The sequence below is a fragment of the Ensifer adhaerens genome (assembly GCF_028993555.1).
Classification (GTDB): Bacteria; Pseudomonadota; Alphaproteobacteria; order Rhizobiales; family Rhizobiaceae; genus Ensifer; species Ensifer adhaerens_I.
Window position 1 is genome coordinate 3,836,803 of the sequence record NZ_CP118610.1, and the last position, 12,832, is coordinate 3,849,634.

Here is a 12,832-nt window from a genome sequence, read left to right on the forward strand (position 1 = left end):
CCCAATCGCGAAAACCGGCCGGAAAGCTCTGGCCGGTTTTTTTCTTTGCCGGTAGAACCTCGTGAGTGCGGGATTGAGACATGTCGCCGGTCCCGTCGCAATGCAGGAGGAGATGGCCATGCCGGCACCAAAGAACCCTTTCAAGGCAGCTCTGCGCGAAAACCGTTTCCAGCTCGGGCTCTGGGTGGCGCTTGCCAGCCCCTACGCGGCGGAAGTGGTGTCCGGTAGCGGTTACGACTGGCTGCTGATTGATGGCGAGCATGCTCCGAATGATATCCCGCTGCTGTCGGCGCAGTTTCGTGCCATCGCAGCGTCGGCAAGCCACCCGATGGTTCGTCTGCCGGTCGGCGATACCGTGCTGATCAAGCAGATCCTCGACACCGGCGTTCAGACCCTACTGATCCCGATGGTCGAGAGCCTGGAGCAGGCGCGGCAGCTGGTCCGCGCCACCCGCTATCCGCCCCATGGCGTTCGCGGCGTCGGTGCGGCCCTCGGCCGTGCTTCTCAGTTCGGCCGCATCGGCGACTATCTGCAGACAGCGGGCGACGAAATCTGCCTGATCCTTCAGATCGAAAGCCGCGCCGGCCTTGCCGCGATCGACGAAATTGCCGCGCTCGACGGCGTCGACGGTCTCTTCATCGGCCCATCAGACCTGGCGGCCGACATGGGTTATCTCGGCAAGCCCGGCCATCCGGACGTGCGGGCGGCCATCGCCGACGCGTTCGAGCGTATCAAGCGTGCGGGCAAGGCGAGGGGTATCATGACGCTTGATCTGGAGCAGGCGCGTGACTACCGCGACATGGGCGCCGACTTCATGGCGATCGGCACCGATGTCACTTCGTTGGTGCGGGCGACGACGGCCCTGCGCCAGGAATTCCTCGGCGAGGCGGCTCCAGTACAAAAGAAGCAGGAATCCGGCTACTGATCGGAAATCGCCGAGAGCTGGGGCATCGGTGTGTCCGGGCTCCAGCGCCGGAAGTCCGCGATCCGTCGCTCTATCTTATCGCTGTGGTGGTTGGCGATATCGCTTAGGCGGTGGTTGAGGAACGGGTTTCTGAAGCGTTCCAGTGTGGCGGCGACATAGTCTAACGCTTCGCTCTCCAGGCCCTTTGCAGCGAAAGCGGGGATCACTTCGGTTTGATAGATGTGGTCCAGTCGCGCTGCGACGCCGGCGTCGGCCAGGATCTCCCGCACAGTCTCATTCGGGTCTCGGCCTTCCTTGAGCCAGAGATCGGCCAGAACGGTGTGGCCGAGATTGAGGATGTGAAGCTTCAGCTTCTCGTAGGGCGTCAGGTCATCCACGAGCTTTACACACGGATGGGTGCAGGGTGAGCGAAGACCGGGCTGGTTTTCGATCGCCCAGAGCGCATAGGGTTCGGCAACCGCGCCGGCGGGCTCCAGGGGCTCGGAGACGATGCGGTCTACGAGCGTATTTGCCCAGACGACACCCGTGTCCAGCCAGTTCGTGAAAGTGGCGTCTTTGACTCGCGCCGCCGCGAGTTCCAGCATCAGCGCCTTCAACACGTCACCGTTGCGTGACACGAGTTCGCAGGGAAGGATCGTCAGCGCACGCCCACCCGCTTCGAAGCGCGACTTCAAAAGCAGCAGCAGCTTGCCGGGAAAGGAGCGGGGAACGTCCGTTGTCAGGTCGTCGTCGCCGACCCGGAAACCCGTATCACCGGTATTGGAGATCAGGATCTCGGCTTCCTCGGCGACAATCGCCTGGACCTCGCTCCAGTTTTCAGCGGTCGAAAGCGCCCGCGCCACGCTGGTCACCCGTTGCGTTGTGTCGATCCGTTTCCCGCCCTGGATGCCACGGATGATGACGGGAAAGCCCTCGGGGCGAGCAAGCGCCGCGAGACGTCCGGAACGCTCGCTGGACCCGGTCGTCTGCACCACGGTGAGAGGCCCAAGCGCCTGACCTGTTTTCAGCGCCTCGCCGACGAAGAGATCGGCATGGGCCTGAAGGAAACGGCTCGTTCCGAATTGCACGATCGGCGTCGTCATCTCTGGCTCCGATGGCTCGCTATGGAATGGATTGAAGCAAGGTCTCGCGCGCGGACTGGAGGTGCCGGCGGCAGGCCTGTTCGGCCTTGGCGGGGTCGTGCGAGCGCAAGGCTTCGATATAGGCGAGGTGCTCTTCCAGCGCGCGGGCGTTGCGCTGGCGGGCATTCGTCTTGTTCCACTGGTAGTGATAGTGGAAGACGATCGCGATGATATCGTAGAAATCGACGATGAAGCGGTTGCTGGATGCCTTGTGCACCAGCAGGTGGAATTGCTCGTCCAACTCAGAGAAATCCCGGTAGCGGTTATCGATATCGGCAAGAATTTCCCGGTGCAGGGTCTCGATTTCCCTGAGCTCCTTCCAGGCTGGGTGATCGTCCGGAAGGGAAACGAAACGTGCGGCCGAGCGCAGCTCGAACATCTCGCGCACTTCCGTCAGTTCCAGCGCGAACTCGCGGGTGAAGCCCTTCAGGACCCAGTGGCTGTTTGGCCGCTTTTCGATCAGGCCGAAACGACTGAAACGGATCAGGAACTCGCGCACGCTGGTCGTGCCGGTACCGATCTCGCGCGCCAGTTCGAGTTCGTTGATCTGCATGCCGGGCTCGGCGCCGCCGGCGAGAATCCGGCGCATGAAGCTGCGCTCGATGATCTCGGCGAGTGAATCGGTCTCTTCCGTTGGAAAGTAGTCGTCTGGGCGGGGCTGCCGCAGCACGTTCTTCTTGCGTTTGTCCCAGGCGATCAGCTGCACCTCTTCGAAGCGGCTGAGGATCGCGCGCACCGTCGTCCGGCTGACGCCGAGCACCTGCCCGAGTTCCGGCTCGGAGGGCAGCGAGGATGTTTCCGCCAGAAGCTTCAGGCAGCGGTTATAGGCATCCTTGAAGACGGTGTTCTGTTTTGCCATGGCAAGATCCGGCCGGTTCGAAATTGTCTGCGCTTGTCAGGGACGCTCCTCTATCGCGGCGATCCGGTTTTGTCTCCGTCTGTCGTCAACATCTGTTCCTCCCGTTCACCCCGGTCGTTGGCCCGGCGGCGTCGCTGATGTTTTCGTTATAATACCCATTGACGGAAATCTGTCTATTGTAGATAAAAGACAGAACAGCGAAATAACAATCACGGAGAAATTGGTGTCAGCGCCGTCCACCATCCTGCTCGCACCGGAGGACAACGTCGTCGTGGCGACATTGGCGATTGCCGCCGGTGAAGCCTTGCCGAACGGCGCTCGCGCTGCAGCGAAGGTCGATGCCGGCCACAAGGTTGCGATCCGCCCCATTCACGCCGGTGAACCGGTCGTCAAATACGCCCAGGCGATCGGGCGGGCGACCGCCGATATCGCGCCGGGCGACCATGTGCACTCCCACAACCTCGCCTTCGACCGGGATCGCCTGGCAATCGGACCGCAGGGAACGCCGGAAGCGGCAAGCGATGCCGACAAGGCGCGCACCTTCATGGGCTATCGGCGCGGTGACGGGCGCGCTGCGACCCGAAACTACATTGGTGTTGTCGCCAGCGTGAACTGTTCCACCACCGTCTGCCGCGCCATTGCCGAGGAGGCAAACCGTCGCATCCTGCCGAAGTACGAGGGCATCGATGGTTTCGTGCCGATCGTGCACGATCAGGGCTGCGGCATGTCGTCGACCGGCGACGGCATGGCCAACCTGCACCGAACGCTCGCCGGCTACGCCCGCCATGCCAATTTCGGCGGTGTGCTGATGGTGGGCCTCGGTTGCGAGGTCAATCAACTGACGCTCTATGGCCAGAGCGGCGCCGGCGCCGAAAAACGGCATTTCAACATCCAGGAAGCCGGCGGCTCCCGCCGTTCGGTGGAAAAAGCCCTCGGCATTCTCGAGGAAATCGCCGCCGAAGTCGGCAAGGAGCGCCGTGTTGCAATCCCGGTGAGCGAGATCATCGTCGGCTTGCAATGCGGCGGGTCGGATGGGCTTTCGGGTATCACCGCCAATCCGGCGCTCGGCGCCGCCGTCGATATCCTTGCGGCAGCCGGCGGCACCGCAATCCTCTCGGAGACCTCGGAAATCTATGGCGCCGAGCATCTGCTGCGCAGCCGGGCGATCAATGAGGCCGTCGCGGTGAAACTCGACGGCCTGATTGCCTGGTGGGAGAACTATGTGGCGATGCATGGTGCATCGCTCGACAACAATCCTTCGCCGGGCAACAAACGCGGCGGTTTGACGACTATTCTTGAAAAGTCGCTCGGCGCTGTCGCCAAGGGCGGCCGCTCGCCGCTCAACGCCGTCTATCGCTATGCCGAGCGTGTGACCGAGCACGGGCTCGTTTTCATGGATACGCCCGGCTACGACCCGGTGTCGGCCACCGGCCAGGTCGCCGGCGGCGCCAACGTCATTGCCTTTACCACCGGTCGCGGCAGTTGCTTCGGCTGTCGGCCGGCGCCGTCGATCAAGCTCACCAGCAACACGGCGCTGTTTCGGGCGATGGAAGAGGACATGGACATCGATTGCGGCGTGATCGCTTCGGGGGAGGCGAGCATTGCCGGGCTTGGCCGGGAGATCTTCGACCTGATCGTCGAGACCGCCTCTGGCCGCAAGACCAAGAGCGAGCTTTTCGGCTACGGCGACAATGAGTTCGTGCCCTGGCATCTGGGAGCGACGCTCTAACTTTGCAACGACTGACATCCTTGGAGGAGGAGACGGGGAATGCAGACGAGACGGATCGGTCGAACCGGCCTATCGGTGACCGAATTCAGCTTCGGTGCCGCCGGCCTCGGTGGCCTCTACCGGGAGTGCACCCGCGACGCGGCCATCGCGACCCTGGACGCTGCCTGGGAGGCGGGCCTGCGCTACTTCGACGTGGCGCCCTATTACGGTCTCGGGCTTGCCGAGCGTCGCGTCGGCGACTTCCTGCGTGACAAGCCGCGCGATCAGTTCGTACTTTCCACCAAGGTTGGCCGTCTTCTGCACCCGGTGCCCGAAGACAAGGTGCCTGACTACTCCTATGTGAAGCCGCTCAATTTCGATGTCGCCTACGACTACAGCTATGACGGCATCATGCGCTCGGTCGAGTTCAGCTATGCCCGGCTCGGGCTCAATCGCATCGACATTCTCTATGTGCACGATATCGGCGTATATACCCACGGCGCCGCCCGCAATGCCGTCTATCTCAGACAGTTGCTGGATGGCGGACTGAAGGCGCTCGAGGAACTCAAATCGTCGGGCGCGATCGCCGCCTATGGTCTCGGCGTGAACGAGGTTCCCGTCTGTCTCGAGGTTGTGCGCCGGGCCGATATCGACTGCATCCTGCTGGCCGGCCGCTACACGCTGCTCGACCGCTCGGCCGTCGCCGAACTGCTGCCGCTTTGTGAAAGGAAGCAGACATCGCTTGTCGTCGGCGGGGTTTTCAACTCGGGAATTTTGGCAACGGGTCCTGTCGAGGGCGCGCATTTCGACTACATGCCGGCAACGGAAGATATCCGGCAAAAGGTCGCTGCCATGGACGCGGTTGCGCGCCGAATGAACGTGCCGCTTGCCGCGCCGGCCATGCAGTTTCCGCTGAGCCATCCGATGGTCGCCTCCGTGCTGCTCGGCACCGCCAAGCCGGGAAGCCTGACGCGCAACATGGCGCTCGCTGAACACCGGTTTTCCGCGGCCGATTTCGCGGCTTTTGAACCGTTTACGCTGGTCGCGCCAGTGCTCGGGGACGAGCCGGTACGAGTTTAACGGGCGGCCCTCGCCTTGCGGCCTGAAATGGTGTTTCGGCCGCTTGCCAAGCCGGAATTGTCGTACTAGCATTCCGATATGTTTTTTATCGATAAAAGGTCGATAAGCCAGCACCTGCGATCGATCTCCAAGAAGTGGAACACGGTGCACTGAGAGGAGAAACCTGGGATGAGCATTCTGAAAAGCAGCCTTACCCGTCGTGCCTTCACCGCCCTGGCCGGTGCCGCGATGATCGCCGGCATGTCGCCGGTCGCATCCTTCGCGCAGGACGTGACGATCCCGATCATCGTCAAGGACACCACGTCCTTCTACTGGCAGATCGTGCTGGCCGGCGCGCGCGCCGCCGGCAAGGACCTCGGGGTCAATGTACCCGAACTCGGCGCCCAGTCCGAGTCCGATATCAACGGCCAGATCAGCATTCTCGAAAACGCGGTCGCCGGCGCTCCAGCTGCTGTCGTCATCTCGCCGACGGAATTCAAGGCGCTCGGCAAGCCGATCGATGAAGCGGCCAAGGCCGTCCCGATCATCGGCATCGACTCTGGCGCCGACTCAAAGGCCTTCTCCTCGTTCCTGACCACCGACAACGTCCAGGGCGGCCGCATCGCTGCCGACGGACTTGCTGCAGCGGTCAAGGAAATGAGCGGCAAGGAAGAGGGTGAGATTGCGATCATCACCAGCCTTCCGGGTGTCGGCTCGCTCGACCAGCGCCGCGAAGGCTTCCTCGATCAGGTCAAGACCAAGTACCCGGGCTTCAAGGTTGTCGTCGACAAATATGCCGACGGTCAGGCGACCACCGGCCTTAACATCATGACCGACCTGATCACCGCCAATCCCAATCTTGTCGGTGTGTTTGCGTCCAACCTGATCATGGCGCAGGGTGTGGGCCAGGCGATTGCCGAAAACAAGCTCGGCGACAAGATCAAGGTGATCGGCTTCGACAGCGACGACAAGACCGTCGGCTTCCTCAAGGAAGGCGTTCTCGCGGGGCTCGTCGTTCAGGATCCCTATCGCATGGGCTATGATGGCGTGAAGACGGCGCTGGCCGTCTCCAAGGGTGATAAGGTTGAGGCGAATGTCGATACCGGTGCCAATCTGGTGACCAAGGCCAACATGGCCGAACCGAAGATCGACGCTCTCTTGAACCCGAAGGTCAAGTAACGACGGCCGCGGCGGGCTCCTGCCCGCCGCACCCGCTTGCGGCCGGAACGAGGACCGGCCGCAAGCGATCTCTGCGATGGGAGGAATGCGCAGATGACCGAGTTGCAAGAGGCGCGCGACATCAGGACCGAGGGCCTGCAGGTGGCGACGCGTCATCCGGTGCCCAAAGGCGAGCCGATCCTGGAACTGCGCGCCCTGCAAAAGAAGTACGGCGCCGTGGAGGCCCTGAAGCCGGCGTCGTTAACCTTTCTCTCTGGCGAAATTCACGCGATCGTCGGCGAGAACGGTGCCGGCAAGTCGACGCTGATCAAGCTTCTGACCGGCGTCATCAAGCGCACATCCGGTGAAATCTTCTGGTGTGGTAAACCCGTTCAGCTCGGCACGCCCCAGGAGGCGATCGAACGCGGCATCAACGCCGTGCACCAGGAGGTCGTGCTCTGCGCCCACCTGACTGTGGCGGCCAACATGTTTCTCGGCGACGAGATCAATCGCAACGGCCTGATGCGCAAGCGCGCCATGACCGATGCGGCGCAACGTGTCCTCGATGACCTTGGCTTCAATCTGCCCGCCGGTGCCGTTCTCGGCAGTCTCACCATCGGCCAGCAACAATTGGTCGCCACGGCACGCGCCGCGATGCGGGGCACGCAGTTCCTGATCTTCGACGAGCCTACGGCCTACCTTACCCGACAGGAGTCGGCCCAGCTCTTCCGGCTGATCCGCAGGCTCCAGGCTGAAGGTGTGACCATCGTCTATATTAGCCACCGCATGGAGGAAGTCTTCGAGCTTGCCGACCGCGTTTCTGTTCTGCGCGACGGCACCCATGTCGGCACCCGCAAGATCGGCGAAACGAACGAGGCGGAATTGATCGCGTTGATGATCAACCGCACGATCGAGCAGATCTACCACAAGGAGCATTTTCCGCCCGGCGAGGTGATCGTCGAAACGCGCGGTCTCAGTGGCCCCGGTTTCCAGGATGTGTCGCTGACCGTTCGGGCCGGCGAGATCGTCGGCCTCTACGGGCTGATCGGCGCAGGGCGCAGCGAGTTTGCGCTCGGTCTCTACGGCCGCCACCGTCCGAGTGCAGGCGAGGTCTACTGGCAGGGGCGCAAGGTGGATATCGCCAGCGAACGTGTCGCCATGGATCTCGGCATCGCGCTCGCGCCGGAAAGCCGTCGCGACCAGGGCCTGTGCCTCAATCTGCCGATCGGGCTCAACATCAACCTGCCGGTCTTCAATCGACTGACGCGTGGCATGACGATCAACGGCCAGCAGGAGCGGGAGAATGCCGACCGGCAGATCCGCGATCTGAAGATCAAGACGCCGTCGCGACGGGTGCTGGCGTCGGCCATGTCCGGAGGCAACCAGCAGAAGATCGTTATCGGCAAGTGGCTGAGTCACGGTGCCAAGTTGTTCATCTTCGACGAGCCGACCGTTGGCGTCGATGTGGGTACCAAGGCGGAAATCTACAGGCTGTTTGCGCGGCTTCTGGAGAAGGGGGCGGGCATCATCCTGATCTCGTCCTATCTGCCTGAAGTCTACGAGCTTGCGGACAGATTGCACGTGTTCCGGCGCGGCCGGCTGGTTGCCAGCCACGACTATCGCGCCGCAAGCCACGAGGAAGTGCTGACGCAGGCGATCGGCGTTTGAGCTCACAAAAAGAAACTTGAGGGATGCAGGGAGGAAGACGATGAGTGCGGAAACGGTGGAGAGCGGCGCCAGTGCGGCGCCACGCAAGGGCGTGAGCATTCTGTTCGGCCTCACCCTGCTGGGGCTGCTTCTGTTCCTCTGGCTGCTGCTGGGCCTCGCCACCAACAGTTTCTGGACGCCCAACAACATCAGCAACCTGCTGCGCCAGGGCGCGATGACCGCGATCCTTGCGGTCGGCCAGACCTTCGTCATCATCACCGCCGGCATCGATCTGTCGGTCGGTGCCGTGGTCGGCTTCACCAGCGTCATCGTCGCCTGGCTGCTTGCCGCCGGCGTACCGCTCTGGGCCGCCATCCTCCTGACGCTTGCCTTCGGTGTGCTGATCGGTGCCTTCCACGCCTTCGGCATCGTGCGCATGGGGCTGCCACCCTTCATCATCACGCTTGCAACCCTCACTTCGTTGCGCGGCATCGGCCTGTTGATCACCAACGGTTCGACGATCTCGATCACCAACGAGGCCTTTACCAATTTCTCGCGCTCCGATTTCCTCGGCGTGCCGAGCCTGTTCTGGATGGTGATCGTGGTGGCGATCCCCGCCTATGTCTTTCTGCACTTGAGCCGCTTCGGTCGTTACCTCTTCGCCGTCGGCTCCAACAGCGAAGCGGCGCGCCTCTCCGGCGTCAACGTTCACCGCACCATCTATCTTGCCTATATCCTCTCCTCGACCTGCGCCGCCTTCGTCGGCCTCTTGCTCGCCTCGCGCATCGGTATCGGCAACGCCACGCAAGCCGAGGGCTGGGAGTTGCAGGCGATCGCTTCGTCGGTCATCGGCGGCACCAGCCTGTTCGGTGCCGTTGGCTCAGTGCACGGGCCTTTGCTCGGCGCGTTCATCCTCGCGACGATCAACAACGGCGCCAATCTCCTCAACGTCAACTCGTTCTGGCAGCGCATCATCACCGGCGTGCTGATCATCGTCATCGTCTATTTCGATCAACTCCGGCGCCGCAGCGCCCGCTAGGCGCTGCCACCGAACATTCTGTGAGAACTGCCATGAAAGCCGTGCTCTGCCTCGAACCCGGCCGCCTGGAGGTCGTTGACCGTTCACCGGCTAAGGACGTGCCTGACGGTTGGGTGCATCTATCCGTCAGCCATGTCGGCATTTGCGGCACCGACTATCATATCTTGGCCGGCAAACATCCGTTCCTCGAATATCCCCGCGTCATGGGCCACGAGATCTCCGCAACGGTCATTTCCGGTGGCCGCGGCACGGAGATCGCGCCCGGTACTCCCGTCGTGGTCAACCCCTATCTCTCCTGCGGTACCTGCGTTGCCTGCCGAAAGGGCAAGCCGAACTGCTGCACCGCCATCAAGGTTCTCGGCGTGCACACCGACGGTGCCTTTTGCGAAGAGATCGTCGTGCCCGAGGGTAATCTTTATCCGGCGCACGGTCTGTCTGCCGAAGCTGCGGCGACGGTCGAATTCCTGGCGATCGGTGCCCATGCGGTGCGCCGAGCATGTACGGATGCGGGGGCACGAGCGCTGGTCATCGGTGCAGGGCCGATTGGCCTCGGCACCGCGATCTTCTCGCGCATAGCCGGCCATCAGGTGACGCTCGTTGACACCAGCGACGAACGGCTGAACTTTGCCGCCGAGAAGCTCGGTTTCGCCAATGGCATCGTCGCGGGCGCCGATTTGGCCTCACGCGTAGCCGAAGCGACGGGGGGCGACGGCTTCGACGTCGTCTTCGATGCCACCGGGTATAGTGGCTCGATGCAGTCCGCCTTCGCCTATGTCGCCCATGGTGGCACGCTGGTCTTCGTCAGCGTCGTCAAGGACGAGATACGCTTCTCCGATCCGGAGTTCCATAAACGCGAGATGACCTTGATCGGCAGCCGCAATGCGACCCGCGGGGACTTTGATCATGTCGTTGCATCGATTGCTTCCGGTCTCGTGCCGGTCGAGGCGCTGATCACCCACCGCACGACGCTGGAAGGCGCGGTCGCCGATCTTCCGCGATGGGCGGAGGAAAAGTCGGGCCTGGTCAAGGCAATCATCAAGGTCGCGGCGATATGAGCGATGGCAGCTTTGCTGCATTGCCGCAGAGGCCGCACACGGCTTTCGCTCTTCGGAGCCGTCATTTTCTCCTTGAAAAGACCCGGCATCGGTTTTCAACACACGAAAATAGCGGAAAACCGCCAGTTTCGGACAAGCTCGTTTGCAAATCGTCAGGAATCCAGATTCATTCTGGCCTGAGGCCTTGTATCGAGGTGAGACGGGTATATTTGTTGCACTGCACAAGAAAAGTGGTAGTCTGGCAGCGATTGCGGACACCAAGACAAACAATCGCAAGCTTGCGTCCGACCGGGAGCGGCGTTGTCGTCGATTGAACCAAGGGGTACGCTTCCCATGTTCTACCAGCTCTATGAATTGAACCATGCAATGATGGCGCCGTGGCGTACGGCCGCCGATGCCATGCGGCTTGCCTTCAGCAATCCGATGAATCCGGTCTCGCACACCTATTTCGGTCGTGCGGCCGCCGCCGGGCTCGAGGTGTTCGAGCGCTCCACCCGCCGCTATGGCAAACCGGAGTTCGGGCTTCCCGCGACCGAGGTCGACGGCACGTCCGTCTCCGTCTACGAACGCATCGTCTGGCGCGCACCCTTCTGCAATCTCATCCATTTCGAGCGCGCCTTGCCCAAGGGACGTGCCGCCGATCCGAAGGTTCTGATCGTCGCGCCGATGTCCGGCCACTACGCGACGCTGCTGCGCGGCACGGTGGAAGCGCTGCTGCCGCATTCCGACATCTACATCACCGACTGGATCGACGCGCGCATGGTGCCGCTCAGCGAGGGCACTTTCGATCTCGATGATTACATCGACTACGTCATCCAGATGCTGCACTTCCTGGGCCCGAACACGCATGTGATCGGCGTCTGTCAGCCGGCGGTGCCGGTGCTCGCCGCCGTCGCCCTGATGGAGGCGACTGATGACCCGCTGTCGCCGGCGACGATGACGCTGATGGGCGGGCCGATCGACACGCGCATCAATCCGACCGGCGTCAATCAGCTCGCCGAGCAGCGCCCGATCGAATGGTTCCGCGATAATGTCATCATGCCGGTGCCGTGGCCGCAGCCGGGCTTCATGCGCATGGTCTATCCGGGCTTCCTTCAGCTCTCGGGTTTCATGTCGATGAACCTCGATCGGCACCTGATCGCCCACAAGGAGTTCTTCGCCCATCTGGTGAAGAACGACGGTGACGCTGCCGAAAAGCATCGCGACTTCTACGACGAATATCTCGCAGTCATGGACCTGACCGCCGAATTCTATCTGCAGACCGTGCAGGTGGTCTTCATGCAGCACGCTCTGCCGAAGGGCGAGATGATGCACCGCGGCAAGCGCGTCGATACGACGGCAATCAAGAAGGTCGCGCTGCTGACAGTCGAAGGCGAGAACGACGACATCTCCGGCGTTGGTCAGACCAAGGCGGCGCAGACGATCTGCACCAACATCCCCGACCATATGCGCATGCATTACATGCAGCCGGATGTCGGCCACTACGGTGTCTTCAACGGATCGCGCTTCCGCCGCGAAATCGCGCCGCGCATCGTCGCTTTCCACCGCGAGCACTCGCGGCACGTAAAACCGGTGAAGCAACTCATCAAGGGCGGCAAGTCCGCCTGACCTCACTATCGCGGCCGTTTTGACCGCGTAGAGTCAAGGGTTTGTCCGATTCCGGGGGGAGGGCGCCTTGCAGAGCCAAGGGCGCCTTCCCACATCGTTTTCATCGGGCCGCATGGGCGGCCCGGATGATTGCGAGGAATCCTGAAGATGAACCAATCTGCAATGATCCGTCCGGATTGGACGCCCGCGACCATCGCCCTGATGGTGCTCGGCTTCGTGGTCTTTTGGCCACTGGGCCTGGCCATGCTCGCCTACATCCTGTTCGGCGAAAAGCTCAAGACGTTCAAGAAAGACGCCAACGATACGGTGGATGGCATGTGCTCGGCATTCAAGCGCGGCGGTCGCCGTTCCAATTGGACGCATCGCACCGGCAACGTCGCCTTCGACGACTGGCGCGAAGCAGAACTTGCGCGCCTCGATGAGGAACGCCGCAAGCTCGACGAAATGCGCGAAGAATTCGACACCTATGTGCGCGAGCTTCGCCGCGCCAAGGACCAGGAAGAGTTTGACCGCTTCATGCGCGACCGCAAGAATGGCGGTTCTGGCCCGATCGTCGAAGCCCATTAATTTTCGGAAAACGCTTCCGGCGTTTCACATGAAACGCCGGATTATCTTTTTCGCGCCTCGCGGCGCTGTAGGCGAAGGCCCAGCGA

The 12,832-nt window shown here is 62.2% G+C and carries 11 protein-coding genes; 9 read left to right on the forward strand and 2 right to left on the reverse strand.

Annotation, left to right across the window (positions count from 1 at the left end; all coding sequences use genetic code 11):
- Positions 1-118: 118 nt before the first annotated feature.
- A complete protein-coding gene (hpaI, locus tag PWG15_RS18495) occupies positions 119-925 on the forward strand; it encodes a 4-hydroxy-2-oxoheptanedioate aldolase (protein WP_275021995.1) in 807 nt (268 codons plus the stop codon).
- Here the strand turns inward: hpaI and PWG15_RS18500 are convergent.
- Both PWG15_RS18500 and PWG15_RS18505 read right to left on the reverse strand, forming a co-directional pair.
- Positions 919-2,007: a mannitol dehydrogenase family protein gene (locus PWG15_RS18500; RefSeq protein ID WP_275021997.1), complete on the reverse strand. Its 1,089-nt coding sequence runs from the start codon at positions 2,005-2,007 to the stop codon at positions 919-921. The two genes, hpaI and PWG15_RS18500, sit on opposite strands and share 7 nt — an antisense overlap.
- Positions 2,008-2,026: 19 nt before the next feature.
- Positions 2,027-2,905, reverse strand: coding sequence for a GntR family transcriptional regulator (locus tag PWG15_RS18505; RefSeq protein WP_275021999.1), 879 nt, complete (start codon positions 2,903-2,905; stop codon positions 2,027-2,029).
- A 223-nt stretch (positions 2,906-3,128) separates the two neighbouring features.
- Between PWG15_RS18505 and PWG15_RS18510 the strand changes: the two genes are divergently transcribed.
- The 8 genes from PWG15_RS18510 to PWG15_RS18545 all read left to right on the forward strand — a co-directional run bounded on the left by PWG15_RS18510 (position 3,129) and on the right by PWG15_RS18545 (position 12,746).
- Entirely contained in the window at positions 3,129-4,634 is a 1,506-nt protein-coding gene (locus PWG15_RS18510) for a UxaA family hydrolase (protein ID WP_275022000.1), read from the forward strand.
- Between the two features lie 39 nt (positions 4,635-4,673).
- The gene (locus PWG15_RS18515) at positions 4,674-5,693 is read left to right on the forward strand and encodes an aldo/keto reductase (protein WP_275022001.1); all 1,020 of its coding nucleotides are present in this window, start codon (positions 4,674-4,676) and stop codon (positions 5,691-5,693) included.
- 168 nt (positions 5,694-5,861) lie between these two features.
- Positions 5,862-6,851, forward strand: coding sequence for an ABC transporter substrate-binding protein (locus PWG15_RS18520; protein ID WP_275022002.1), 990 nt, complete (start codon positions 5,862-5,864; stop codon positions 6,849-6,851).
- Between the two features lie 93 nt (positions 6,852-6,944).
- On the forward strand, positions 6,945-8,498 hold the full coding sequence (locus tag PWG15_RS18525; RefSeq protein WP_275022004.1) for a sugar ABC transporter ATP-binding protein: 1,554 nt from the start codon (positions 6,945-6,947) through the stop codon (positions 8,496-8,498).
- Positions 8,499-8,538: 40 nt separating this feature from the next.
- Positions 8,539-9,516 (forward strand): ABC transporter permease, encoded by a 978-nt coding sequence (locus PWG15_RS18530; RefSeq protein WP_275022006.1) that lies wholly within the window; start codon positions 8,539-8,541, stop codon positions 9,514-9,516.
- A 32-nt stretch (positions 9,517-9,548) separates the two neighbouring features.
- Positions 9,549-10,571 carry a zinc-binding alcohol dehydrogenase family protein gene (locus tag PWG15_RS18535; protein WP_275022007.1) on the forward strand — a complete coding sequence of 341 codons (1,023 nt, stop codon included), beginning with the start codon at positions 9,549-9,551 and terminating at the stop codon, positions 10,569-10,571.
- Between the two features lie 333 nt (positions 10,572-10,904).
- Positions 10,905-12,179, forward strand: a complete 1,275-nt coding sequence (phaZ, locus tag PWG15_RS18540; protein ID WP_275022009.1) for a polyhydroxyalkanoate depolymerase — start codon at positions 10,905-10,907, stop codon at positions 12,177-12,179.
- A 147-nt stretch (positions 12,180-12,326) separates the two neighbouring features.
- Positions 12,327-12,746 (forward strand): DUF2852 domain-containing protein, encoded by a 420-nt coding sequence (locus tag PWG15_RS18545; protein ID WP_275022010.1) that lies wholly within the window; start codon positions 12,327-12,329, stop codon positions 12,744-12,746.
- Positions 12,747-12,832 lie beyond the last annotated feature (86 nt).